This window comes from Halomarina rubra, from assembly GCF_023699475.1.
GTDB lineage: Archaea > Halobacteriota > Halobacteria > Halobacteriales > Haloarculaceae > Halomarina > Halomarina rubra.
Map to the genome: position 1 here is coordinate 231,299 of NZ_JALXFV010000005.1, position 22,623 is coordinate 253,921.

The following is a 22,623-nucleotide window of genomic DNA, read 5'->3' on the forward strand; positions in this document are numbered from 1 at the left end:
CGACGACGCCGGGGACGGCGACACCGGGCACGACGGTACGCTCGCAGCGGTGCCCGAGACGGCGACGCTGCTCGACTCCTACACCGAGATGAGCGAGATACTGATGCCCAACGACACGAACAACCTCGGGCGGGCGCTCGGCGGGTCGGTGCTGCACTGGATGGACATCTGCGGAGCCATCGCCTCGCGACGGTTCGCCCGCCGGCAGGTCGTGACGGCGTCGATGGACCACGTCGACTTCCTCGCGCCCATCGCGCTGGGCGACGTCGTCACCGTCGAGGGCTACGTCTTCGAGACCGGTCGCGCGAGCATGGACGTGCGCGTCACCGTCCGGGCCGAACGACCCGCCGCGGACGAACGTCGGGACACCGCCACCTCCTTCTTCACGTTCGTGGCGCTCGACGCCGACGAGAGTCCGACCGCCGTCCCGGACCTCGACTGTCCGGACGAACGCCAGCGCGCGCTCAGGGACAGAGCGTTGGAACAGCGCTCGCGACGACGACGGGACCTCGCAGCGCAGTAGCCCGGCGACTCCGAGCGGGCCTCAGTTCGACTCGGACTCGGCTCCCTCGACGACCTCGTCGACCTCCTCTTCGATCTCGATGGTCGTCATCTCGATTTCGCTCTCGACGCCGGCGGCGATGTCCGCGATGTCGTCGAGACCCAGCATCTCGCGGGTGTCGGCGTCGAACTCGTTGCTGTCGAGGCTGACCGGGACACCGAGGTCGGACCCGGAGAGGTGCTTGCCGTACCGACCGAGCAGGGAGGTGAGCTCCTGGGGCAGGACGAACGTCGTCGAGGGCGACCTCCCGATGTCGCTGAGCGTATCGAACCCCTTGTCGATGATGGCGCGTTCGCCCATCGACTCGGCGCTCTTCGCACGCAGGACGGTCGAGATGGCGTCACCCTGCGCTTCGAGGATCTGGCTCTGTTTCTCACCCTGGGCACGGATGATGTTCGAGGTCTTCATCCCCTCGGCGCGCTCGACGGCGCTGACGCGTTCCCCTTGTGCCTCCAGAATCATCGCGCGGCGGTGGCGCTCGGCGCTGGACTGCTGTTCCATCGCCTCGACGACGTCGGCGCTGGGCATCACCTCGCGGACCTCGACGGCTTCGACCTCGACGCCCCAGCGGTCGGTCGGCTCCTGCAACTCGTTTCGGATGAACCGGTTGATGTCCTCGCGACGGGAGAGCGTCTCGTCGAGCGCCATGTCGCCGATGGCCGCCCGGAGCGTCGTCTGGGCGAGGTAGGAGGTCGCACGCCGGTAGTCGTCGACGCCGAGGAACGCGCGCTCGGCGTCCACGACGCGGACGTAGACGACGGCGTCGGCGGTCACGGGCGAGTTGTCGCGCGTGATGGCCTCCTGGGTCGGCACGTCGAGCGTCTCCGTACGCATGTCGAACTGGTAGGTCCGGGAGATGAGCGGCGGGACGAAGTGGAGGCCGGGGTCGAGGAGACCCTGATTCGCGCCGAACACCGTCAGCGCGCGTTTCTCGTACGCCTGCACGATTTCGATGGAGTCGATGACGAGCGCGAGGACGGTGAGGACGGCGGCGATGCCGACGCTCGCCAGCCCCGACACCGGAAGCATGCCGGCGAGGCCGACGGCGGCGACGAGCGCCGCGACGACGAGGAGGTACCGACTCCAGCGCGGGACGGGGCGGTCGCCGCCCTCGCCGAAGCCGCGGCCGACGTTCTCGGCACCGCCGGACGGGGAGGACCGGGTGCGAGCGGTCGACGCTCGCTGACTGCTGCCCTCCCCCTCGGCCGCCAGCCGACCGAGTTTGTAGAAGAGGCTGTCGCGGGACCCACTCATACCTCGACTTTCGGTGACACCCACCTAAGCGTTTCGCGGGGACGAGTCGTCGGGCGGGCGACCGAGAGAGCCGTCGAACCGGCCGTCACCGAACGACCAGCGTGGTCGGTCGTGCGGACTGTCGGCGGGCGTGTCGAAGTCGTGGACCGGCGACCCGGCGACCGTCGAGAGGATATCGAGGGCGGCGGCGGCCCCGTCGCCCGCCGAGATGACCGCCTGGACCTTCTCCTTGCGCGTCAGCCACCCCACCGCGTAGACGTCGACGACGCTGGTCCGTCCGTCGCGGTCGACCGCGACCGTCCCGTCGTCGTCGAACGCACACGAGAGCTGTGCGGCCAGTTCCCGGGACCGGCCGGTCGCGAGGACGAGGTAGTCCGCGGCGTACATCCCCCGGGCGGTGACGACGACGAACTCCTCGCCGTCGGCTTCGACCTCCAGCACCCGCTCGGCGTGGTGGTCGACGCCGACCGCCGCGACCTGTTCGCGAGCGACCCGCAAGAACGCCTCGCCGTCGGTCGGACCGAGACCGAGGTAGTTCGCCAACCCCGCGAACCGAAGCGCCGTGGTCCCGGTGTCGAACAGGCTCGTCTCCAGCCCGTTCTTGGCGGCGAACAGCGCCGCGGAGAGGCCGCCCGGCCCCCCGCCCACGACCACCACGTGCGGCATGAGTGAAGTTTGGTAGCATCGAACATAAGCCCGCGCCCGCCCTCTCGACGTCATGAACGTCGTATTCCACTGTTCGAGCGGCGACAGCGCCGACCACAGTCACGCGCTGTCGAACGCGCGCAACCTGCTCGACGACGACACCCTCACCGTGGACGACCTCGCCGTCGTGTTCAACGGCGAGGCGGTCCGAGCGACCGTCGCGGGCGCGGCCCACGCCGACGCCATCGTCGACCTCGCCGACCGGGTCCGGTTCGTCGCCTGCTCGAACTCGCTGGCGAGTCGCGACATCGACCCCGAGACGGTCGTCGACGGCGTCGAACTCGGGAGTTCGGGCGTCGGGACGGTGGCGAAGCTGCAAGCGGAGGGGCACCACTACGTGAAGGTACCCTGAGTGGAGCCGTCAGAGCCGCGACGAACGGCCCACCGACAACTGGAACCGTCAGCGAGCTGTACGGTGTGTGGCAGCTCGCCACACTACTATGGCAGAGACGACGAGACACACCAGCGAGACGACGCGCGGGGAACTGGCGGCGTATCTGAGAGCGATCGCCGAGGAGTTCGAACAGGACGGCGAGGTGATGGTGAACGTCGGAAACAAGCAGGTGAAGCTCAGACCGGCACCGACGGTCGAGTGTACGGTCGCGGTCGAAGAGCGTTCGCCTCTCCTCGGCGGTGACACGGAACGGCTCACGATAGACGTCGACTGGAAGGAAGTCGACGGCTGAACGCACCGACACCGACTACAACCGCTTTCTGAGCGTCTCGGCGGTCTTCGCGCCGACGCCGGGGACGCTCGTGAGGTCGGCCGTGCTCGCCGAGCGGACGTTCTCGACGCTCCCGAACCGCCGGAGGAGTCGCTGGCGCGTCTCCGGACCGATGCCGGGGACGTCGTCGAGGACGGTCCGCACCTCGTCGCGGACCTGCTGGTGGTACTGCACCGCGAAGCGGTGGGCCTCGTCGCGCACGCGCTGGAGCAGGTGGAGGTGGGCGGCGTCGCTCGGCCAGTCGTACTCGCCGTCGGGCGTGACGACGAGTTCCTCTCGCTTGGCGAGGCCGACCGCCGGCACGTCCCACCCGGCGTCCGCGAGCGCCTCGCGTGCGGCCTCCAACTGGCCGCGCCCCCCGTCGATGAGCAGGAGGTCCGGGTCCGGGCGGTCGTCGCGCGCGTGCCCGCTGGCACGGCCTTCGACGGCCCGAGTCGCTCGCCACGAGAGCAGGTCGTACATGTTCGCGTAGTCGTCGTTGACGTCCTCCAGACGCTTGCGGCGGTAGTCGGCCTTCTCGGGTGAGCCACCGACGAACGTCACGTCCGACCCGACGACGGCCTTCCCCTGTGCGTGGCTCACGTCGAACCCCTCGATGCGTTCGACGGGGCCGAGACCCGGGAACACGCCCAAGAGCGCGTCTCGCAGCTCGCGAGCCTCGTCGCGCATCCCGACGCTCCGACGGGCGTTCTTCAGTGCGAGGTCGACGAGCGTCGCCTCCCGGCCTGTACCCGGTATCCGAACCGCGACGCCCTCGCGCTCCAGCCAGTCGGTCACCTCCCGACCCTCTGGTCGTTGGGGGAGGAGGAGCGCGTCGGGCAGTTCGCGCTCGGCGTAGTACTGCGGGACGAACGCCGAGAGCACGGAGGCGACCGCCTCGTCGGCGTCTGGCGCGTCCATGACGTGCCGTTCCCGGTCGACCAACTGCCCGCGTTCGCTGCGGAGGCGGGCGACCGTCGCCCGGTCCCCTTCGACGGCCACGCCGAGCACGTCGACGGTTCGTTCGCCGCCGCTCGGTCCGCTGACCGCGGCGCTCGCGCCGCCGTGGAACGCCTCGACGGCCTCCAGTCGGTCCCGGAGGTTCGCCGCCCGCTCGAAGTTCTCCTCGTCGGCGGCCTCCTCCATCGCCCGGCGCAGCGGGTCGGCGAGAACGCCCGTCTCGCCCTCGAAGAAGCGCGTGACGGACTCGACGTCCGCGAGGTAGTCGGTCTCGCCGATCTCGCCCGTACACGGCGCGGTACACAGCCCGATGTCGTAGTCCAGACACGGACGGTCACGCCCGGAGAACTTGTGGTCCGAACAGCCCCGGACGCCGTACGTCTCCCGGAGGGCCTTCACGACGACGTCCACGCGTCCTTTGTCGGTGTAGGGGCCGTAGACGGTCGCGGAGTCGTTCGGGTCGCGGGTCACCTCGACGCGGGGGAACTCGTGGTCGGTGAGTTGGACCAGCGGGTACGACTTGTCGTCTTTCAGCCGGACGTTGTAGCGCGGCTGGTGGCGCTTGATGAGGTTCGCTTCGAGGAGGAGCGCCTGCGTCTCCGTGTCCGTCATCGCGAAGTCGATGCTCGTCGCGTGCTCGACCATGCGGCCGATGCGCGCCGAGCGCGGGTCGGCGTACGAGCGGACCCGGTCGCGTAGCTCGACGGCCTTACCGACGTACAGCACCGTCCCGTCGTCGCCGAGGAACTGATAGACGCCCGGTTCCCGGGGGAGGTCACCGGCACGTGTGCGCACCGCGGTCCCGTCCATCCGTCTCATCTCACGAGGGCGACGGGTAAGAGGATGACGCGTTGCCGCTGGCAGGCCGGGCCCAACCGCTTTGCCCGACCCGGGAGTCCTCACCGACATGAGCGGAGACGACGATCGGAGTCGGACGCCCGACCCGACGCCGAGCGCCGACGACTGGCGCGTCGAGTGGTCGCGCTCGGTCGCCGCGGGAGACACCGCCGTCGGCTACGACCGCCTGACGCGCCCGGACGGCGACCGGACGGGCCGGGGCTGGGTCGAACGCGGTGCATCGGTGGCCGTCGTCGCCCGCTACGATGACCAGGTCGTGTTCGTCGAGGAGTACCGCCCGCGACTGCGCGAGACGGTCCTGTCGTGTCCCGTCGGGAGCGTCGAGGGCGAGGAGACCATGAAAACGGCCGCGCACCGTGAACTCCGCGAGGAGACGGGGTTCGTGGCCGACCGCGTCGAGGTGCTGGCCGAACACTACCCCGTCGCGTGGCTCCGGTCGCGCCGCGGAGTGGTGTTCGCCCACGGGGCGACGCCGGGCGAGCAGGACACCGATTCGGACGAGTTCGTCGACGTCCGCCTCGTCCCCGTCGCGGAGGCGCTCGACCGTGCCCGAGAGGAGCCACAGACCGCCTGGACGCTCCTGCCACTGCTGCTCGCGCGTGAGGCCGACCTGCTGTGACACTGTGGGAGTAGTGGCTGCCCGGAGAGCGACCGACGGAAGCCACAGCTACAAGCGGCCGCTGGCAGTACCGGGTGCCATGAGCGACAGCGACGACGCGAGCGAGACCGTCCGGGTGTGGCTGGTCGAACGCGACTACGACGACCGGAACCTCGTCACGCTGGTCTACGCGACGCCCGACGGCGAGCGGTTCCAGCGCCACGAACGCTCTGCGCACCTGCTCTCGCGACAGGGCGTCACCGCCGCGACGGAGGCCGACCCGTCGGACCTCGAAGCGACCGACGACGAGGCGACGCGCGACCGGTACGCGGCGGAGGTCGAACGCGTCCGCGAGCGCCACGACCCCGACGACCAGCTCTGAGGCGACCATACGTACACATCTCTGTGTATATCTGTTCATCGTAGGGGTGTCAACTGTTCCCGGAGTAGGAACGATTATCACCCGAGGGTCACAATCCGGCCGCGTATGCCCGCGATACAAGTCGACGGCGTCACGAAGCGGTTCGGTGACGACGTCACGGCCCTCCAGAACCTCGACCTGACCGTCGAGGAAGGTGAGATATACGGCTTCCTCGGTCCCAACGGTGCGGGGAAGTCGACGACCATCAACGTCCTGCTGGACTTCATCCGCCCCACCGAGGGGTCGGCGACCGTCCTCGGGATGGACGCACAGACCGACTCCGTCGCGGTCCGCCAGCGCGTCGGCGTCCTCCCGGACGCGTTTCACGTCTACGACCGCCTGACCGCCCGCCAGCACATGGAGTTCGCCATCGAGTCGAAGAACGCCGACGACGACATCATGGCGCTGCTCGAACGCGTCGGCATCCCCGAAGCCGCCGACCGGAAGGCCGGTGGCTACTCGAAGGGGATGGCCCAGCGCCTCGTCCTCGCGATGGCACTGGTCGGGGAACCCGACCTGCTCATCCTCGACGAACCGTCGACGGGCCTCGACCCGAACGGTGCCCGCGAGATGCGCAACATCATCCGCGAGGAGCGCGACCGCGGTGCGACGGTGTTCTTCTCCAGTCACATCCTCGAACAGGTCGACGCCATCTGTGACCGCGTCGGCATCCTGCGGAACGGGCAACTCGTCGCCGAGGACACCGTCGAGGGGCTTCGCGCCTCCGCGGGGTCGGGGGCGACGCTCACCATCACGGTCGACGAACCGACCGACGCCGCGGTGGCGGCCGCTCGCGACGTCGCGGGCGTCAGCGACGTCACCGTCCGGGGCAACTCGCTGGTCGTCTCCATCCAGGACGCCTCGAAGACCGAGGTGCTCACCGCCGTCGAGAACACCGGCACCGACGTCAAGGACTTCTCGACGGAGAAGGCCTCGCTCGAAGAGCTGTTCGCCGCCTACACCGAGGGTGGTCGCGACGGCCACCGTGACGGCGTCCAACAGGAGGTCAGCCAATGAGCATGATGGCGGTCGCTCGCAAGGACTTCCGGGACGCGGCCCGCTCGCGTCGACTGCTCGCGCTCATCGCGCTGTTCGTCCTGTTCGTCGGCGGTCTCGCGTACTTCTTCGCGGACATCGCCGGCACCGGCGCGGACGAGGGTGGGTTCGCGCTCGTCATCTCGCTGCTCGTCCCGACGGCAATCCTGCTGCCGGCCATCGGCGTGCTGACGGGCTACCGCGCGGTCAGCAACGAACGCGAGACTGGTAGCCTGAAGATACTGCTGTCGCTGCCCCACAGCCGTGAGGACGTGGTGTTCGGGAAGTTCCTCGGACGCAGTCTCGTCGTCACGCTCGCCATCGTCGTCGGCTTCGCCGTCGGTGGCCTCGTGCTCGCGGTGCTCGCCAGTAGCTTCCCGACGGTCGAGTACGTGCTGTTCACGCTGCTCACCATCCTGCTCGGGGTGACGTTCGTGAGCATCGGCGTCGGCCTCTCCTCGGGCATCGAGTCCGAGAACCTCGTCGTCACCATCGGCATCGGGCTGGTCATCCTGTTCACGCTGCTGTGGCAGGTGCTGCTCCTCGCTGCAATGCTCATCCTGGACAACTTCGAGATCGGCTCGGCGGCGACGCAGGCCGACATCGTCACCTTCCTCGCCGTCCTCAGCCCGCGCCAGGCGTTCCTCATCGCGTTCTCCGCCATCACGCCCGCGGACCAGAACGTCAACGCACCCGGCGGCGCGAACGTCGACGCCTTCTGGCTCCAGGACTGGTTCGGCTTCGTCGTCCTCGCGTTCTGGCTCGTCGTGCCGCTCGCGCTGGGCTACCTCCGCTTCCGTCGCGCCGACCTCTGAGTCGGCCGCTCGCGACGTACCTTTTTCAGCGAACGCACGGCCAACAGCGCCGTGTCCTGACCCCTCACCACCGGTCGGCCAGCGCCAGCGGGGACCACCACCCCGGCGGCGGGAGCCGTGTGACGACCCGACCGGTGAGCCGTCCGTCGCCAGTTCGCCCTCCTCGGTGTCGAGAGCGGTCGCGCTGGCGTTACCCGTCGTCCAGCGCGTCGGCCACGTCGATACCGAACTCCTCGGCCAGCAGTTCCTCGAACTCGGCCTGCGAGAGGACGGGCACCTCCTCCGCCTCGGCGTCGTCGAGTTTCGACCGGCCCGCGCCGTCGGCCGCGACGAGGTAGTCGGTGTTCCCGGAGACGCTCGAAGTGGCGTTCGCGCCGTGGCGTTCGACGAGGTCCTGCGCCTCACCGCGCGTCAGCCCGTCGAGTGACCCGGTGAACACGAACGTCAGCCCGTCCAGCGCCGCACCGGTCTCGGTGTCGATCGACTCGGGCGAGACCCCGCGCTCGCGAAGCGCGTCGAGCACCTCGCGGTTGCGCTCGGCGTCGAAGAACTCTCGAATCTCGTGGGCGACCGTCTCGCCGACGTCGTCGACCTCGCGGAGCTGCTCTTCGTCGGCGTCCATCACCGCCTCCAGCGTGCCGAACGTGCGCGCCAGCGAGCGGGCGGTCGTCGGCCCGACTTCGGGGACCCCCAGCGCCGTCAGGAAGTCGTCGAGCGGCGGCTCTTTCGCCGCCTCCAACTCGGCGACGAGGTTCTCGGCACTCCGTTCGCCCCACCCCTCCAGGTCGGCGAGGTCCGCGACGGTCAGGTCGTAGAGGTCCGGGATGGACTCGACGAGCCCCGTTTCGACGAGCTGGTCGAGCTTCTGTTCTCCCAGGCCCTCGATGTCCAGTCCGCCCCGCGAGACGTAGTGCTCGATGGCTCGTCGGAGCTGTGCGGGACAACCCAGCCCGCCCGTACAGAACGCCAGCGGCCCGTCGTGTTCGACCGGCGAGTCACAGACCGGACAGGCGTCGGGGAACTCGAAGTGGCCGTCGCCGTCGCCCTCGACGACCTCCGCGACGTACGGGATGACGTCGCCGGCGCGTTCCAGGCGGACGCGGTCGCCGACGCCGACGCCCAACTCGCGGATCTGCTCGGGGTTGTGGAGACTCGCGCGCGAGACCGTCACACCGCCGACGTCGACCGGGTCGAGCAGCGCGACCGGCGTCAGCCGCCCCGTCCGACCGACCTGTACGACCACGTCTCGCAGGGTCGTCTCCTCGGTCCGCGCGGGGAGCTTGTACGCGTAGGCCCACCGCGGCGCGCGGGAGGTGCTTCCCAGCCGGTCGCACTGCGCGAGGTCGTCGACCTTGAGGACCGCACCGTCGACCTCGTAGTCCAGGTCGTCGCGGTCTTCGACGAGTTCGTCGCGGTAGTCGATGGCCCCCTCGATGTCGTCGACGAGCGCCGTCCGGTCGTTGGTCTTCAGGCCCCACTCGGGGAGGGTGTCCTGTCGTTGGTGTTGGGTCTCGAACTGGTGGGTCGATTTCAGCACGTCGAAGAAGAAACAGTCCAGCGGACGCTCGGCTGTCACGGACGGGTCCAACTGTCGGACGGTCCCGGCCGTCGCGTTCCGGGGGTTGGCGAACGGGTCGTCGCCGCGTTCGACGCGCTCGCGGTTGTACTGCTGGAACGCTTCCCGTGGCATGAATATCTCCCCGCGAACCGCGAGGAACTCGGGGTAGTCGTCACGGAGTCGGAGAGGCACCGAGCGAATCGTCCGCACGTTCGCGGAGATGTCGTCGCCCTCCTCGCCGTCGCCACGCGTCGTCGCCCGGACGAACCGCCCCTCCTCGTAGACGACCTCGACGCTCACGCCGTCGAACTTCGGCTCGCAGAAGTAGTCGACGCTCGCGCCCGCGTAGGCGTCGAGCGACGCCTGCCCCTCGCTCCCACCGTTCTCGACGCCGTCGCCCCCCCGCGAGAGACCGAGTCGGTCGTGGACCCGTCGGTCGAACTCCCGGACGTCTTCGACGTCGCCGCTGGAGTCGATGGAGCGCATCGGCGCGACGTGCGCGACCGTGTCGAACTCGTCGAGCGGTTCGCCCCCGACGCGCTGGGTCGGCGAGCCGTCGGTGTCGAGGTCGAACGCCGATTCGAGGTCCTGGAGTCGCGACAGCAGGACGTCGTAGTCGCGGTCCGGGATGACGGGGTCGGCGTCGCGGTAGTACAGTCGGTCGTGGTACCGGATGGCCTCGCGCAACTGCTCGGCCTGCTCGCGGGCCGTCGTCTCGTCGACGTCGTCGACCGGGTCGAACTCCGTCGGTGGGTCCTCCACGTAGGGGTTGTCGGGGGCCTCCCGAGCGTCCGCACTCATTGGCCGTGAGTTGGCGATTGACGGTAAAAATCCCGCTTGTTCGCGGCGGAGATGTGGTGGAGTCAGTCGTAGGGCAACCAGTGGAGTCGAGGTGTCGCCGTCGGTACCCGTATTCACGTCACGGCAACAGGGGAATCCTCGGCGAGGTTTGCGAAGGAGGAGACGTTTATCCGCTCGCCGTCCAACTGCCGACCATGTCCGACGACGATTTCCTGCTGCTCAACCCGGGTCCGGTGCCGCTCTCGGAGTCGGTCCGAACCGCGATGGACGGTGAGATGGTCTCGCACCGGTCGGCCGAGTTCGAGGCGACCTACGAGCGCGCACAGGACGGACTCGACGAGATATTCACCGCCTCGACGCTCTCGGGGGAGTCCACGGGCGAGGGCACCTCGCTCGTCCTCAACGGGACGGCGACGATGGGGATGGAGATGGCCGTCTCGAACCTCGTCGGCCCCGACGACGAGGTGGTGGCGCTGGTCAACGGGAAGTTCGGGCGACGGTTCGCCCGCATCGCCGACCGCTACGCGCAGGTGAAACGCGTCGAGGTCGAGTGGGGCCAGTCGTTCGACCTCGACGCCGTCGAGGAGGCCGTCACCGACGACACCGCGCTGGTGACGGTCGTCCACAACGAGACCTCGACCGGCCTGCTCAACCCGGTGTCCGCCATCGGCGATATCACCGCCGACCACGACGCGCTGTTCGTCGTCGACGGCGTCACCAGCGTCGGCGGCGACGTGTTCCGAATCGACGACTGGGGTGTCGACGTCGCCATCACCGACGGGCAGAAGGCGCTCGCCGCGCCGCCGGGAATCAGCGCCATCTTCGTCACCGACCGCGCCGCCGCGGTCGCCCGCGAGCGAAACGAGGCGAGCGACGGCGAGGGCATCCCCTTCTACTCGGACATGGCGTGGCACCTCCGGAAGGCCGAGTCCCACCAGACGCCGTTTACGAGCGCCGTCCCGCTGTTCCGCGCGCTCGCGGTGGCGGTCGAGGAGATCCACGAGGAGGGGATGCCGAACCGCATCGAACGCCACCGCCGACAGGCGAAGGCGTTCCAGGAGGGGTTCGCCGCGCTCGGTCTGGACCCGTTCCCCGAGACCGAGGGGCCGACCGTGCGCTCGAACACGCTCACCGCGATGTCGCTGCCCGAGTCGATTCGCGGCGACGACTCGACGGCGTTCTTCGACGCCGTGAAGGAGCGCAACGTCAGTATCTCGGGGGGCCAGGCCCACCTCGGGGGCGACATCTTCCGCGTGAGCAACATGGGGAACCTCACCCCCGACCAGATAGCGCGGGGCGTCCGCACCGTCGGCGAGGCACTGGTCGACGTGGGCGTCGACTGTGACCCTGAGGCGGGTGTGACGGCCGTTCGCGACGTGCTGGGAGAATAGCGCGGCAGCGATCTGGTTTTGCGCACCGCTCGGCGGGTTTCGAGAGCGGTCAGAGAACACGACACGAGTCGGCACCACCGACCGGGTCAACACGGTTCGACCGCTACGCTCCGTCCACGGTTGTGAGTCAAGACGCTTTCGAAGCGACCCGAGGGTCAGACGGCGTCGGTCGGTGCGGACGCCGAGGGGTCGGGCGCGAGTCGCGAGAGCGCCGGGAGCGCCGCCAGCGCCAGCGCGACTTCGAGACCGCCGACGACGACGAACGCGAGGGTGTAGCCGAACCCGCCGGCGAGCACGCCGCCGACGACGATGCCGACGAGGAAGCCCAGCGACCCGACGACGTTGTACCCGCCCATAGCGACGCCCCGCTCGTCGGGCCGGGCGAGGTCGGTGACGAGCGCCATCGTCGCGGGGGCCATGAACGCGCCCGTGACGCCGGTGGCGACGAGTGCCAGCGCGACCAGCGGGACGGTCGGCATGAACACCACGACGACGACGACGACCCCGTACAGCGTCGATCCGAGCGCGATGGGGATGCGCCGGCCGATACGGTCGGAGACGATGCCCATCGGGTACTGGAGCAGGGCGAAGGGGGCGAAGAAACAGGCGAGGACGAGGCCCGTCGTCGCGGCGTCGAGCGCGAACGCCTCCCGGAGGTAGACGGTGCCGACGAGCGCGAAGAACCCCGCGGTGAGGCGGTCGATGAAGCCGAAGGCGTAGGGGAGGGCGAACGCCGGGCGGTCGCGGACGAGGGCGAACGCGGCCGTCAGCGTCTCCTCGCGGCTCCCGGGTTCGGGGACGGGCGTGTCTCCGCGGACGAGCAGGACGACGAGGCCGGCGAGCGCGAGCAGGACGGCGGCGGCGGCGACCGGTGCGAGCGGGTCCACGCCGGTCAGGCGGCCCCCGACTGGTGCGCCCATCGCGGTGCCGAGGCCGATGGCGATGCCGGCCGCGCCCATGTTCCGGCCGTGGCCGCCGTCCAAATCCATCAGCGTCGTCATCGCCAGGGAGAACGCGCCGATGGTGAACGCGCCCTGGACGAACCGGACGACCAGCACCGTCTCGAAGGAGACACCCTGTGGGAGCGACGCGAGGAGTGCGTAGCCCGCCGCGCCGCCGAGCGCACCGGCCGTTATCAGCGGGACGCGCTGGCCGAGGCGGTCCGAGAACGCCCCCCAGAGACCGGCGAACAGGACGAAGCCGGCGAACTCGCTGGCGAGGAACCACGTGCTCGCGTCGAGGTCCGTCGTCGCGCCGAGCGCCCCGACGAGGTCCGTCACGCCGGGGTACAACAGCACCTGCGCGAACAGCACCGCGAAGACGGTGGCAGCGAGGACGACGCGCGCGCGACGGGAGGTCACATCGGGGCTACGTGCCCGTTCCTTCTAACGGCGTCGGAGCCAGCCCCGCGGAGAGCACTGTCGATGGGTACCGTGGCACGGACACGTCGTGTGCAGGGTGTTTGGGTATAGTCCTTCGCGGAGAACGTCACGCTCGTCTGACCACACTCGTTCACCGTGTCGTGACACTCCGGGCGCACGAGTTGATTCGACGGCAGGGGGCGACGCCTCGAAACGAAGTACTGTCGTTCGTTCGAGACTAATTGTGTGTTGATAGTAGAGCTCTCATTCGTAGAACTTGTACAAAAATTCCAGTACTTTTGTGAAACCGGAAATCGAGGAGAGAGAATCTACCGGTGGCGGATACGTTCTCCCGTGAGAGTACGACGTCGGCCATAATCTACTTATCCCAGACACGTCCCGACTTGGGCGAGACATGTCGGAGCGAAACGGAGCAGATGACGGGCTACAGCGCCAGAAGACCGCGTCAACGGATAACACACCATCGTCGGAAGACGGAGCGAACCAGGGGGGACCACTGGGTGGCATCGACCGCCGCCAGTACCTGAAGCTCGGAGCGGCGACGGCCGTCGGGGCCATCGGCTTCTCGGGACGTTCGACCGCGGAGACGCGGGCGGGCATCTCGTTCGACCGGGTCGTCGACGCCGTCGACGACCTCGGGATGGACCCGGACGGCGACAGTCCCATCGACGACGCCCTCGACCGGGGGTTCGACGACGGGACGCTCATCGAGTTCCCGCCGGGCGAGTACCTCGTCACACGGGTCCACGAGTTCAACAGCGTCGACAACGCCGGTATGGTCGGGAAGACCGGCGACCGTTCGGACGTCGAGTTCGTCTTCCCCGACGGGTACGACGAGCAGTTCCTCAACGTTCGGTTCGGGCAGGGCTGGCTGTTCGGCGACTTCACGCTGCAACAGACCGACGACACCGCGACCGGTGCGGGGTTGGCGTTCGGGCCGAACCGCGACTGCGTCCTCAGGAACGTCGAGATCGCCGGGTTCAACCCGCGGAACAAACAGCGTGGGATGGAGTTCGTCGTCTACGACGACGACGGCGAGGCGACCATCGACCGCTACGTCCGCACGGGCGGCAGCGCGGTCGGTGACTACCCCTCCGGGACCCAGGCACTGTTGATTCCCGAGGAACACGAGGGTACCATCTACATCGAGGACGCACAGATCGAGAACGCCGGCGAGAACGGCATCTACGCCAGCCGTGGGTCGGGCGACGTCCGCATCGAGGGCGGTTACTTCGCGAACAACGACATCGCCTCGGTCCGCATCGCGGGCGATGGGTCGTACATCAAGGGCGCGACGTTCGTCGTCGACACCGACAGCGCCGACAAGACGGGGACGTACTTCAACACCCGCGCGCTCTGGCTCGAATCCGGCTCGAAGGGCTACACCGGTGGTCTCGTCGAGGACTGTGACTTCACCATCAAGAACGCCCCCAACTGCGACGGGGCCATCCGCGTCCAGACGACCGCCGGCGACGTGACGATTCGGAACTGCCGGTTCCGCAACGAGACGCGGTTCCCGACCATCTACGCCGAGGAACCGGACCGTATCAGCGGCGACGGCCCGGTCACCATCGAGAACTGCAGCATCACCGGCGGGGCGTCGAACCCCCGACGCGGTGCCATCGAACTCGAAGAGCGCGACGGCTCGTCGATCTCCTCGTGTTGTATCTCGATGGACGGCGAGCAGGACGGCGTCGTCGTCCGCAGTTCGAGCGGGGTCACCGTTCGCCGGTCGACCATCGACGTCAACGGCGAGGCGCTCGTCACCCCCGGCTCGAACGTCGGTACCTCCGGGCTGTCGTACAGTGGAAGCTGTCCGCTCCCCGACGACGACGGGACCGGCGCGGGCGGCGACACCGGCGGCTCCGAGGACGGCTCGGACGACGACGGCGGTTCGGACGACTCCGACGGGTCGGATGGCAGTGACGGCTCCGACGACGGCAGCGACGGGTCGGACGGAACCGACGATTCGGACGGCAGTGATGGCTCCGACGACTCCGAGTCCGACGACTCCGAATCCGACGACTCCGAGTCCGACGACTCCGAATCCGACGACTCCGAATCCGACGACTCCGAATCCGACGACTCCGAATCCGACGACTCCGAATCCGACGACTCCGAATCCGACGACTCCGAATCCGACGACTCCGAGTCCGACGACTCCGAATCCGACGACTCCGAGTCCGACGACTCCGAATCCGACGACTCCGAATCCGACGACTCCGAATCCGACGACTCCGAATCCGACGACTCCGAGTCCGACGACTCCGAATCCGACGACTCCGAGTCCGACGACTCCGAGTCCGACGATTCGACGGAGGCCAGCGATGGGTCGGAGGAGTCCGACGACACCTCCGAATCCGAATCCGACTCCGACGACTCGTCGAGTGAAGCGTCCGGTGACGGTGAGGAGTCGAGCGACGACGGCGACGGCGACCGCGGTGGTGCCAGCGCGCTGTCGGGTGAGACGCGGACGCTGCGGCTCACCGCCGACACCGTCTCGCCGTACGAGTTCACCGTCGGCGGCGACGTCGAGTTCGACCCCGGCTACGGGACCGAAGACCGCATCGACGGCAGCACCGTCCGCGGCGTGCTCGCGGGCGGCACCGACGCCTACCGGTTCACGGGCGACCTCACCTCGTTCACCGTGAGCGGGGACGCGACGGTCACCCTCGACGGCCAGCGGGTGGACACGTCCGCGCTCGGCGGCGGGTCGAGCGGGAGCACCGACGACTCTGGTAGCGCAGACGACTCCGAGGAGTCCAGCGAGAGCGACTCCGGGTCGGACCAACAGTCCGACGGCGAGTCCAGCGACGAGTCGAGCGGCTCGAACGACGGCTCCAGCGACTCCGACGACACCTCGTCCGGCGACGAGTCCAGTGAGTCCAGCGACTCCACGGACTCGTCCGGTGAGTCCGACGAGGACGTCTCCGGTGGGTCGACCGACGTCGGGTTGGCGAACGTCATCGTGCTCGAGTCGGACGCCGAAGCGCCGTACGACCTCGAAGTGAGCGGCGACATCGCCTACCTGCCCGGCTACGGGCGGGACGACTCGGTCACCGAGTCGGGTGCGAACGGCGCGCTCGCGGGCGGTGCCGACGCCTACCTGTTCTCGGGACTCGTCACCGCCTTCGACTGCGAGGGCGACGTCTCGGTGACGGTCAACGGCGAGTCGGTCGCCGCCGAGAACGTCGTCGGGAGCGGCTACGACGGCGCGGGCGACGGCCAGTCCGGGTCGAAGGTGCTCTCGCTCGTCGGCGACGCTTCGGACTACTCGTTCGCGGTCGACGGGACCGCAGAGCGGGTGCCGACCTACGGCGACGACGACCACATCGACGGGCAGGTCGTTCGCGGCGCGCTCTACGGCGGGCGCGACGACTACCGCATCGAGGGCGACCTGCTCTGGTTCGACATCCAGGGCGACGCCGAGATCCGCCTCGACGGCGAACCGGTCGACGCCAGCGACCTCCCGAACCAGGCCTGAGGACCCATACCGGGGCTCACGCCCCGACGACCCGCCAGTGACGCGCGACCGACCATCTGCATGACAGCAAGCGTTGCCGTAACTGGCGGTTATTTGTTTTCGAAGGCGTATGCACCATAGACATGAGTGACGACGGAATCGGAGCCGGAGGTGAGCGAAACCGACCGACAGGATGGGGGTTCGGCACCCGGTGTGTCCACGCGGGCGACCGCGGCGCGTCAGGGAGCGACGCCGCCGCGACGCCGCTGTACCAGACGACCTCCTACGAGTTCCCCGACGCCGACACCGCGGCCGACCGCTACGCGCTGGCCGACGACGGGAACGTCTACGGTCGCATCTCGAACCCGACCGTCGCCACGCTCGAACGTCGCCTCGCCGACCTCGAAGGCGGGACGGGCGCGCTCTGTACTGCCTCGGGGATGGCCGCGCTCGACGCCGCGACGCTCGTCCTCGCCGGCACGGGCGACAACGTCGTCAGCGCGTCGTCCATCTACGGCGGTACCCACGCCTACCTGAGCCACACCGCCGCCCGTCGCGGTATCGAGGCCCGGTTCGTCGACACGCTCGACCCGCAGGCGTACGCCGCGGCTATCGACGACGACACCGCTTACGTCCACCTGGAGACCATCGGGAACCCGTCGCTCGTCACAGCCGACGTTGAGGCCGTCGCCGACGTCGCTCACGACCACGGCGTCCCGCTGTTCGTCGACAACACGTTCGCCACACCGGCGCTCTGCCGGCCGCTGGAACACGGCGCGGACCTCGTCTGGGAGTCGACGACGAAGTGGATTCACGGTGGAGGGACGACGCTCGGTGGCGTCCTCGTCGACGGCGGGTCGTTCCCGTGGAGTGACTTCCCCGAGAAGTTCCCCGAAGTCGGCGGCGAGAACCCGGCGTTCCACGGCGTCTCGTTCGCCGAGCGTTACGGCGACCGCGCGTTCGTGGAGGCCGCCCGTCAGCGTGGCGCGCGCTCGCTCGGCGACCAGCAGTCGCCGTTCGACGCGTGGGTCACCCTGCAGGGCCTCCAGACGCTCGCGCTGCGGATGGAGCGCCACTGCGCGAACGCCCAGCACGTCGCCGAGTGGCTCACAGACCACCCGGACGTGGCGTGGGTCACCTACCCCGGACTGGACGACCACGAGACCCACGACACCGCCAGCGAGTACCTCGACGGCGGCTTCGGTGGCGTCGTCGCGTTCGGTCTCGAAGGCGGCTACGAGGCCGGCAAACGACTCTGTGAGAACGTCGAGATGAGTCGCTTCCTCGCGAACGTCGGCGACGCGAAGACGCTCGTCATCCACCCCGCCTCGACGACCCACGCACAGTTGACCGAATCGGAGCAACGCGCCTCCGGCGTCACACCGGACCTCGTGCGTCTCTCGGTGGGTATCGAGGACCCCGCGGACATCGTCGCGGACCTGGAGGGAGCGATATGAGCCAACAGGTCTCTCTCGGCCCGTTCGAGTTCGCCTGCGGGCAGTCCGTCGAGGACCTCGAACTCACCTACGAGACGTACGGCGAGCGCGCTCCCGACGACTCGAACGTCGTGCTCGTCTGCCACGCGCTCACCGGGAGCCACAACGTCGCGCGCAATCCCAACCGGGCGCTGACCGACGGCGGAACCTCGCCGGCCGACCAGGCGACGGCGTGGTGGGACGACGTGGTCGGCCCCGGGAAGACCGTCGACACCCGCGAGTTCTTCGTCGTCTGTGCGACCGTCCCCGGTTCCTGCTACGGTTCGTCGGGACCGGCGAGCGTGAACCCCGAGACGGGCGAGCGCTACGGCACCGACTTCCCGCCGGTCACAGTCGGTGACTGGACGCGAGCGCAGGCCCGACTGCTCGACCACCTCGGCGTCGACCGCCTCGCGGCCGTCCTCGGTGGGTCGGTGGGTGGCATGAACGCCCTCGACTGGGCGCGGCGCTACCCCGAACGGGTCGAGCGGGTGGCGGCCATCGCGACCGGCGCGCGACTCGACGCCCAACTGCTCGCGCTCGACGGCATCGCCCGCCGGGCTATCACCACCGACCCCGACTGGCAGGAGGGCGACTACTACGACACCGGCCGGGAGCCGTCGGAGGGGCTGGCGCTCGCACGCCAACTCGCACACGTCACCTACCTCTCGAAGGACTCGATGGACGACCGCTTCGGCCGACGCTCGGCGACACGCGGCCAGTCCGAGAACGGTGCGGAGTTCTCCTCGGACCCCGGCGCGGCGTTCTTCCCGTATCGCGACGTGGAGTCGTACCTCGACTACAACGCCGACCGGTTCACCGAGCGCTTCGACGCCAACGCCTACCTCTACCTGACCCGCGCGATGGACGAGTTCGACCTCGCGGCGGGCTACCGGGACCTCGCGGACGCGCTCGCCGCCTTCGACGGCGAGGTGCTCTGTCTCTCCTACACCGGCGACTGGCACTTCACGGTCGCACAGGGCGAGCGCATCGCCGAGGCGTTCCGCGCGTCGGGCACCTCGGTCGCCCACACGGTCATCGACTCCGAGTACGGCCACGACGCCTTCCTCGCGCACCCCGAGACGCTCGACGCGCCGCTGCGGGACTTCCTCAGCGACGGTGTGCGTGGCGGCGCGGTCCGTGACGACGGGTCGGAACACGCCACCGACGACGACCGGCCGCGGTTCGCGCCGGTCCACGCGAGCCTGTTCGGGCATGGGTGAGGCGAGAACGGAGGCGGCGTCGCTACCGCCAGAACACGACGACCCAGACGCCGACGAGGACGGCGACGGCGTAGGCGGGGTGGGCGACGAGCACGTCGCTCACGACGGCGAGCGAGACGGTCTGGAGGGTCGTCCCCGGAGCGCTGAGTGCCTGGACGCGCATCGCGAGGACGGTCATCGCGGCGACGGCCATCACCGCTCCCGAGACGACGAGCGGCTTGTCGCTCATCCAGGCGAGGACGCGCCCGACGGCGCGACCGGGGAGGGCGACGGGGTTCATGCAGAAGAGAACGTCACGCTGTGAGATAAACACGCGTCAGACGCGTGACGGACGGGGCGGTGTCTACGGGACGAGCGCGGACCGTGTGACTGCTCCGCTCAGACGTACTTCGGGGGCGGCAGGGAGTACGAGACGTCCGTGGCCTTCTCGGAGTACTCCCAGAGTCGCCGGGCGGCGTCGAGGTCGTGGGAGCGCTCGGTGGACTCGACGCGGGTGGGGCCGCCGCGCATCTCCGCGAGGCCGTCGGGGCCGTAGTACGCCCCACCGACGACGTCGGGAGCGGTCGCGGCGTAGAGGATGGGGAGTGCGCCCTCCTCGGCGGTCTGGGCGAGGAGTCTGTTGGCGGCGCGCATCATGATCGCCCGGAGACGCGAGCCACGCATCTGTGGGCCGCGTTTCTGGAGTTCCGTGGCGGCCCACCCCGGGTGGGCGGCGACGCTGATGGCGGCGGCGTCGGCCGCCCGGAGGCGACGCTGGAGCTCGTAGGCGAACAGGAGGTTCGCGAGTTTGCTCTGGGCGTACGCGCGCCACTCGTCGTAGTCGGTCTCGCCGTGGAGGTCGCCGAAGTTCACCTTCCCGCGCTGGTGGGCACCGCTGGAGACGGTGACGACCCGACCGGCGTCGGCGGCACGCACCGAGTCGAGCACCAGACCGGTGAGCGCGAAGTGTCCGAGGTGATTGACGCCGAACTGCATCTCGAAGCCGTCGTCGGTCTCGCGACGTGGAATCGCCATCACGCCGGCGTTGTTGACGAGCAGGTCGAGCGTGTCGTGGCGACGCCCGAACGTCTCGGCGAACGACCGGATTGAGGCGAGGTCCGCGAGGTCGAGTTCGAGCAGTTCGAGCGAGGCGTCGGTCGTCTCCTCGCGGATTTCGGTGGCGGCCTCGCGGCCACGCTCGGTGTCACGACACGCGAGGACGACGTGTGCGCCGGCGGCCGCCAGTTCGCGACTGGTCTCGAAGCCGAGGCCGCTGTTGGCCCCGGTGACGACGGCGGTCCGACCGGACTGGTCGGGGATTCGGTCGGCGTCCCAGTTCATCGGCGTTCACTCCGCGGGCGTCGAGACGGTGACTGGAGGTCCATACCGGGCGTTCGAGCGTCCGGACGAATAGCGTGTCGGCATCCCGTCGGTCGGTCGGCGGCGCGACCGCTCACAGCAGGCCCCGGTCGGCGAACAGGTCATGCAGGTCGGCCATCGACGTGACGACCGTGTCGCACGCCGGTTCGACGGCGGGTTTCGGGTCGTAGCCGACTGCGAGACCCGCCACCTCCAGCATCGGGAGGTCGTTCGCACCGTCGCCGACCGCCACGGTCTCGTCCATCGGGACGCCGACCTCCTCGGCGAGGGCGCGGAGCGCGTCGTCTTTCGTCCCCTCGACGAGGGGGCCCTCGACCGCGCCGGTGAGCGCGCCGTCGGCGTCCAGCACGCGGTTGGCGACCAGCGTGTCGACCGAGACGCCCTCTCGGGCCAACGCGGCCTCGACGCCACGTTCGAACCCGCCGGTGAGGATGGCGACGTGGTGGCCCGCGTCGTGGAGCGCGGCGACGACGTCGGCCGCGCCGGGTCGCAACACCACGTCGCCGAACGCGCCCTCGGCTCTCTCCGTCGAGAGTCCCTCTAGCAACGCGACGCGCTGGCGGAGACTCTCAGCGTAGTCGAGTTCGTCGTTCATCGCGCGCTCGGTGATGCGGGCCATCTCGTCGGCGGCACCGACGCGCCGGCCGAGGAGGACGGTCATCTCCGAGTCCGATAGCGTGCCGTCGAAGTCGAACGCGACGAGCATACCCCGCGTTCGACCGGCGGGGTCATACACGCGCCGGTCCGCGCAGTTCCTGACGGCGTCCCACGACCACGCCGCGGTCAGCGTTCGGTCGACTTCCCGGCGTGGAACTCCTCGCCGTCGTCGCCGTCGTCGGTATCGGCCTCCCCGGGGTCGTCGTACAGTTCGACCCGACCGTCGCCACTGATGCGCACGACGAACCGGTCGTACGAGAACGTCACCGACGCGACGTTCATCGCGCGTCCCTCGTCGTCGAGCAGTCGGTCGAGAGCGTCCCAGTCGACGGACTCGCCGAGCGGCGGCGTCTCGGTCGGTCCGACCGGGCGCTCGGTTTCGACGAGGTCGACGACAGTCGACAGCAACACACCCTCACCCGGGGCGAAGCGACTCGTCGCGACCGGGTCGCCGACGAGCGTCCGTTCGTCGACACGACGACTGGGACCGTCCATCAGTTCGTATCGTGGTACAGATGCGTAAATAAAATATGGCTCATCTGTTAGGGACGAAAGAGAGTACTAGTCGCGTGACAACCACACCACTATGGGTCACGAACGGCGTCACGGCCGTCGTCGTGGCCGAGCGACACGTTGCAAGGTTAGCCGCCGTCACAAACGGTTATTCACCGGCCCCGTGAGAGGGGAGCATGAAGGTACTCGTCACGGACCCCATCGCCGATGCGGGCCTCGACCGACTCCGCGAAGCGGGCCTCGACGTGGTGACGGCGTACGACGCCGAGGGCACCGAACTCCACGACCAGATTCGGGACGCGAGCGCGCTCGTCGTCCGCTCGGGCACCGACGTCGACGCCGCCCTCCTCGACGCCGCCCCCGACCTCGTCATCGTCGGCCGGGCCGGCATCGGCGTCGACAACATCGACATCGACGCCGCCACCGAACGCGGCGTCGTCGTCGCCAACGCACCAGAGGGCAACGTCCGCGCCGCGGCCGAACACACCGTCGCGATGGCGTTCGCCGCCGCCCGCTCCATCCCGCAGGCCCACGTCCGCCTCAAAGAGGGCGAGTGGGCGAAAGGCGACTTCCTCGGCACCGAACTCAACGGCAAGACCCTCGGCGTCGTCGGTCTCGGCCGCGTCGGCCAGGAGGTCGCGAAGAAACTCGGCAACGTCGGGATGGAGCTCGTCGCGTACGACCCCTACATCAGCGAGGCCCGGGCGGACCAGCTCGGTGCCGAACTCGCGGACCTCGAAGCCGTCCTCGACCGCGCGGACTTCTGTACCATCCACACGCCGCTCACCCCCGAGACGGCGAACCTCATCGGCGAAGCCGAACTCCAGCGTCTCGAAGGCGGCTACCTCGTCAACTGCGCACGTGGTGGCATCGTCGACGAGACGGCGCT

The 22,623-nt window shown here is 69.2% G+C and carries 20 protein-coding genes and 1 pseudogene (1 of these 21 running past the window's edge); 12 read left to right on the forward strand and 9 right to left on the reverse strand.

All coding sequences use genetic code 11. The features are described 5' to 3' along the window. The first annotated feature begins 88 nt into the window (after positions 1–88). Positions 89–523, forward strand: a complete 435-nt coding sequence (locus tag M1L36_RS10965) for an acyl-CoA thioesterase (protein ID WP_305794478.1) — start codon at positions 89–91, stop codon at positions 521–523. 21 nt (positions 524–544) lie between these two features. Here the strand turns inward: M1L36_RS10965 and M1L36_RS10970 are convergent, their stop codons facing one another. Together M1L36_RS10970 and M1L36_RS10975 are read right to left on the reverse strand one after the other, a co-directional pair. After that, complete coding sequence (locus tag M1L36_RS10970; RefSeq protein WP_379819943.1) at positions 545–1,816, reverse strand: SPFH domain-containing protein; 1,272 nt, start codon at positions 1,814–1,816, stop codon at positions 545–547. 24 nt (positions 1,817–1,840) lie between these two features. Continuing rightward, complete coding sequence (locus tag M1L36_RS10975; protein ID WP_250873776.1) at positions 1,841–2,482, reverse strand: FAD-dependent oxidoreductase; 642 nt, start codon at positions 2,480–2,482, stop codon at positions 1,841–1,843. A gap of 52 nt (positions 2,483–2,534) precedes the next feature. On the opposite strand from M1L36_RS10975, the gene M1L36_RS10980 reads away from it, so the two are divergent. Both M1L36_RS10980 and M1L36_RS10985 read left to right on the forward strand, forming a co-directional pair. Continuing rightward, entirely contained in the window at positions 2,535–2,873 is a 339-nt protein-coding gene (locus M1L36_RS10980) for a DsrE family protein (RefSeq protein WP_250873777.1), read from the forward strand. Between the two features lie 88 nt (positions 2,874–2,961). Next, positions 2,962–3,207 carry an amphi-Trp domain-containing protein gene (locus tag M1L36_RS10985; protein WP_250873778.1) on the forward strand — a complete coding sequence of 82 codons (246 nt, stop codon included), beginning with the start codon at positions 2,962–2,964 and terminating at the stop codon, positions 3,205–3,207. Between the two features lie 15 nt (positions 3,208–3,222). On the opposite strand, the gene M1L36_RS10990 is transcribed toward M1L36_RS10985, so the two are convergent. Next, positions 3,223–4,995 (reverse strand): excinuclease ABC subunit C, encoded by a 1,773-nt coding sequence (locus M1L36_RS10990; RefSeq protein ID WP_250874057.1) that lies wholly within the window; start codon positions 4,993–4,995, stop codon positions 3,223–3,225. Between the two features lie 97 nt (positions 4,996–5,092). Between M1L36_RS10990 and M1L36_RS10995 the strand changes: the two genes are divergently transcribed. The 4 genes from M1L36_RS10995 to M1L36_RS11010 all read left to right on the forward strand — a co-directional run bounded on the left by M1L36_RS10995 (position 5,093) and on the right by M1L36_RS11010 (position 7,912). Beyond that, on the forward strand, positions 5,093–5,662 hold the full coding sequence (locus tag M1L36_RS10995) for an NUDIX hydrolase (protein ID WP_250873779.1): 570 nt from the start codon (positions 5,093–5,095) through the stop codon (positions 5,660–5,662). Positions 5,663–5,741: 79 nt separating this feature from the next. Next, the gene (locus M1L36_RS11000) at positions 5,742–6,023 is read left to right on the forward strand and encodes a DUF7967 family protein (RefSeq protein ID WP_250873780.1); all 282 of its coding nucleotides are present in this window, start codon (positions 5,742–5,744) and stop codon (positions 6,021–6,023) included. Positions 6,024–6,128: 105 nt separating this feature from the next. Next, a complete protein-coding gene (locus M1L36_RS11005; RefSeq protein WP_250873781.1) occupies positions 6,129–7,079 on the forward strand; it encodes an ABC transporter ATP-binding protein in 951 nt (316 codons plus the stop codon). Further along, positions 7,076–7,912: an ABC transporter permease subunit gene (locus M1L36_RS11010; protein WP_250873782.1), complete on the forward strand. Its 837-nt coding sequence runs from the start codon at positions 7,076–7,078 to the stop codon at positions 7,910–7,912. Before M1L36_RS11005 ends, M1L36_RS11010 begins: the two co-directional genes overlap by 4 nt. A gap of 190 nt (positions 7,913–8,102) precedes the next feature. Here the strand turns inward: M1L36_RS11010 and ligA are convergent, their stop codons facing one another. Continuing rightward, positions 8,103–10,271: an NAD-dependent DNA ligase LigA gene (gene ligA / locus M1L36_RS11015; RefSeq protein ID WP_250873783.1), complete on the reverse strand. Its 2,169-nt coding sequence runs from the start codon at positions 10,269–10,271 to the stop codon at positions 8,103–8,105. A 194-nt stretch (positions 10,272–10,465) separates the two neighbouring features. Between ligA and M1L36_RS11020 the strand changes: the two genes are divergently transcribed. After that, positions 10,466–11,662: a pyridoxal-phosphate-dependent aminotransferase family protein gene (locus M1L36_RS11020; RefSeq protein WP_250873784.1), complete on the forward strand. Its 1,197-nt coding sequence runs from the start codon at positions 10,466–10,468 to the stop codon at positions 11,660–11,662. Between the two features lie 155 nt (positions 11,663–11,817). Here the strand turns inward: M1L36_RS11020 and M1L36_RS11025 are convergent, their stop codons facing one another. Next, positions 11,818–13,023 carry an MFS transporter gene (locus tag M1L36_RS11025; protein WP_250873785.1) on the reverse strand — a complete coding sequence of 402 codons (1,206 nt, stop codon included), beginning with the start codon at positions 13,021–13,023 and terminating at the stop codon, positions 11,818–11,820. 415 nt (positions 13,024–13,438) lie between these two features. Here M1L36_RS11025 and M1L36_RS11030 point away from each other — a divergent pair, with 415 nt between their 5' ends. From M1L36_RS11030 to metX, 3 genes are all read left to right on the forward strand, one after another. Further along, positions 13,439–16,528 carry a right-handed parallel beta-helix repeat-containing protein gene (locus M1L36_RS11030; protein WP_250873786.1) on the forward strand — a complete coding sequence of 1,030 codons (3,090 nt, stop codon included), beginning with the start codon at positions 13,439–13,441 and terminating at the stop codon, positions 16,526–16,528. A 122-nt stretch (positions 16,529–16,650) separates the two neighbouring features. After that, positions 16,651–17,964 (forward strand): O-acetylhomoserine aminocarboxypropyltransferase/cysteine synthase family protein, encoded by a 1,314-nt coding sequence (locus tag M1L36_RS11035; protein WP_250873787.1) that lies wholly within the window; start codon positions 16,651–16,653, stop codon positions 17,962–17,964. Next, positions 17,961–19,205, forward strand: a complete 1,245-nt coding sequence (gene metX, locus M1L36_RS11040; RefSeq protein WP_250873788.1) for a homoserine O-acetyltransferase MetX — start codon at positions 17,961–17,963, stop codon at positions 19,203–19,205. Before M1L36_RS11035 ends, metX begins: the two co-directional genes overlap by 4 nt. A 22-nt stretch (positions 19,206–19,227) precedes the next feature. Here the strand turns inward: metX and M1L36_RS11045 are convergent, their stop codons facing one another. The 4 genes from M1L36_RS11045 to M1L36_RS11060 all read right to left on the reverse strand — a co-directional run bounded on the left by M1L36_RS11045 (position 19,228) and on the right by M1L36_RS11060 (position 21,716). Next, positions 19,228–19,485, reverse strand: coding sequence for a hypothetical protein (locus tag M1L36_RS11045; RefSeq protein WP_250873789.1), 258 nt, complete (start codon positions 19,483–19,485; stop codon positions 19,228–19,230). Between the two features lie 98 nt (positions 19,486–19,583). Then, positions 19,584–20,525 (reverse strand): oxidoreductase, encoded by a 942-nt coding sequence (locus M1L36_RS11050; protein WP_250873790.1) that lies wholly within the window; start codon positions 20,523–20,525, stop codon positions 19,584–19,586. 112 nt (positions 20,526–20,637) lie between these two features. Next, positions 20,638–21,270, reverse strand: a complete 633-nt coding sequence (gene serB / locus M1L36_RS11055) for a phosphoserine phosphatase SerB (protein WP_250873791.1) — start codon at positions 21,268–21,270, stop codon at positions 20,638–20,640. Between the two features lie 77 nt (positions 21,271–21,347). Further along, positions 21,348–21,716, reverse strand: coding sequence for a HalOD1 output domain-containing protein (locus M1L36_RS11060; RefSeq protein WP_250873792.1), 369 nt, complete (start codon positions 21,714–21,716; stop codon positions 21,348–21,350). Between the two features lie 194 nt (positions 21,717–21,910). Between M1L36_RS11060 and serA the strand changes: the two are divergent. Then, a pseudogene (gene serA / locus M1L36_RS11065) lies at positions 21,911–22,623 on the forward strand (phosphoglycerate dehydrogenase) (it continues 870 nt past the right edge of the window).

What these genes read in the sequence shown, in the direction of transcription:
- ligA (WP_250873783.1), bottom strand. Translation starts at nt 10,271, where the DNA reads ATGAGTGCGGACGCTCGGGAGGCCCCCGACAACCCCTACGTGGAGGAC.
- serB (WP_250873791.1), bottom strand. Translation starts at nt 21,270, where the DNA reads ATGCTCGTCGCGTTCGACTTCGACGGCACGCTATCGGACTCGGAGATG.
- M1L36_RS11050 (WP_250873790.1), bottom strand. Translation starts at nt 20,525, where the DNA reads ATGAACTGGGACGCCGACCGAATCCCCGACCAGTCCGGTCGGACCGCC.
- M1L36_RS10975 (WP_250873776.1), bottom strand. Translation starts at nt 2,482, where the DNA reads ATGCCGCACGTGGTGGTCGTGGGCGGGGGGCCGGGCGGCCTCTCCGCG.
- M1L36_RS10965 (WP_305794478.1), top strand. Translation starts at nt 89, where the DNA reads ATGAGCGAGATACTGATGCCCAACGACACGAACAACCTCGGGCGGGCG.
- M1L36_RS11060 (WP_250873792.1), bottom strand. Translation starts at nt 21,716, where the DNA reads ATGGACGGTCCCAGTCGTCGTGTCGACGAACGGACGCTCGTCGGCGAC.
- M1L36_RS11005 (WP_250873781.1), top strand. Translation starts at nt 6,129, where the DNA reads ATGCCCGCGATACAAGTCGACGGCGTCACGAAGCGGTTCGGTGACGAC.
- M1L36_RS10990 (WP_250874057.1), bottom strand. Translation starts at nt 4,995, where the DNA reads ATGGACGGGACCGCGGTGCGCACACGTGCCGGTGACCTCCCCCGGGAA.
- M1L36_RS11045 (WP_250873789.1), bottom strand. Translation starts at nt 19,485, where the DNA reads ATGAACCCCGTCGCCCTCCCCGGTCGCGCCGTCGGGCGCGTCCTCGCC.
- M1L36_RS10985 (WP_250873778.1), top strand. Translation starts at nt 2,962, where the DNA reads ATGGCAGAGACGACGAGACACACCAGCGAGACGACGCGCGGGGAACTG.
- M1L36_RS11010 (WP_250873782.1), top strand. Translation starts at nt 7,076, where the DNA reads ATGAGCATGATGGCGGTCGCTCGCAAGGACTTCCGGGACGCGGCCCGC.
- M1L36_RS10995 (WP_250873779.1), top strand. Translation starts at nt 5,093, where the DNA reads ATGAGCGGAGACGACGATCGGAGTCGGACGCCCGACCCGACGCCGAGC.
- M1L36_RS11000 (WP_250873780.1), top strand. Translation starts at nt 5,742, where the DNA reads ATGAGCGACAGCGACGACGCGAGCGAGACCGTCCGGGTGTGGCTGGTC.
- M1L36_RS11030 (WP_250873786.1), top strand. Translation starts at nt 13,439, where the DNA reads ATGTCGGAGCGAAACGGAGCAGATGACGGGCTACAGCGCCAGAAGACC.
- M1L36_RS11020 (WP_250873784.1), top strand. Translation starts at nt 10,466, where the DNA reads ATGTCCGACGACGATTTCCTGCTGCTCAACCCGGGTCCGGTGCCGCTC.
- M1L36_RS11035 (WP_250873787.1), top strand. Translation starts at nt 16,651, where the DNA reads ATGAGTGACGACGGAATCGGAGCCGGAGGTGAGCGAAACCGACCGACA.
- metX (WP_250873788.1), top strand. Translation starts at nt 17,961, where the DNA reads ATGAGCCAACAGGTCTCTCTCGGCCCGTTCGAGTTCGCCTGCGGGCAG.
- M1L36_RS10980 (WP_250873777.1), top strand. Translation starts at nt 2,535, where the DNA reads ATGAACGTCGTATTCCACTGTTCGAGCGGCGACAGCGCCGACCACAGT.
- M1L36_RS10970 (WP_379819943.1), bottom strand. Translation starts at nt 1,816, where the DNA reads ATGAGTGGGTCCCGCGACAGCCTCTTCTACAAACTCGGTCGGCTGGCG.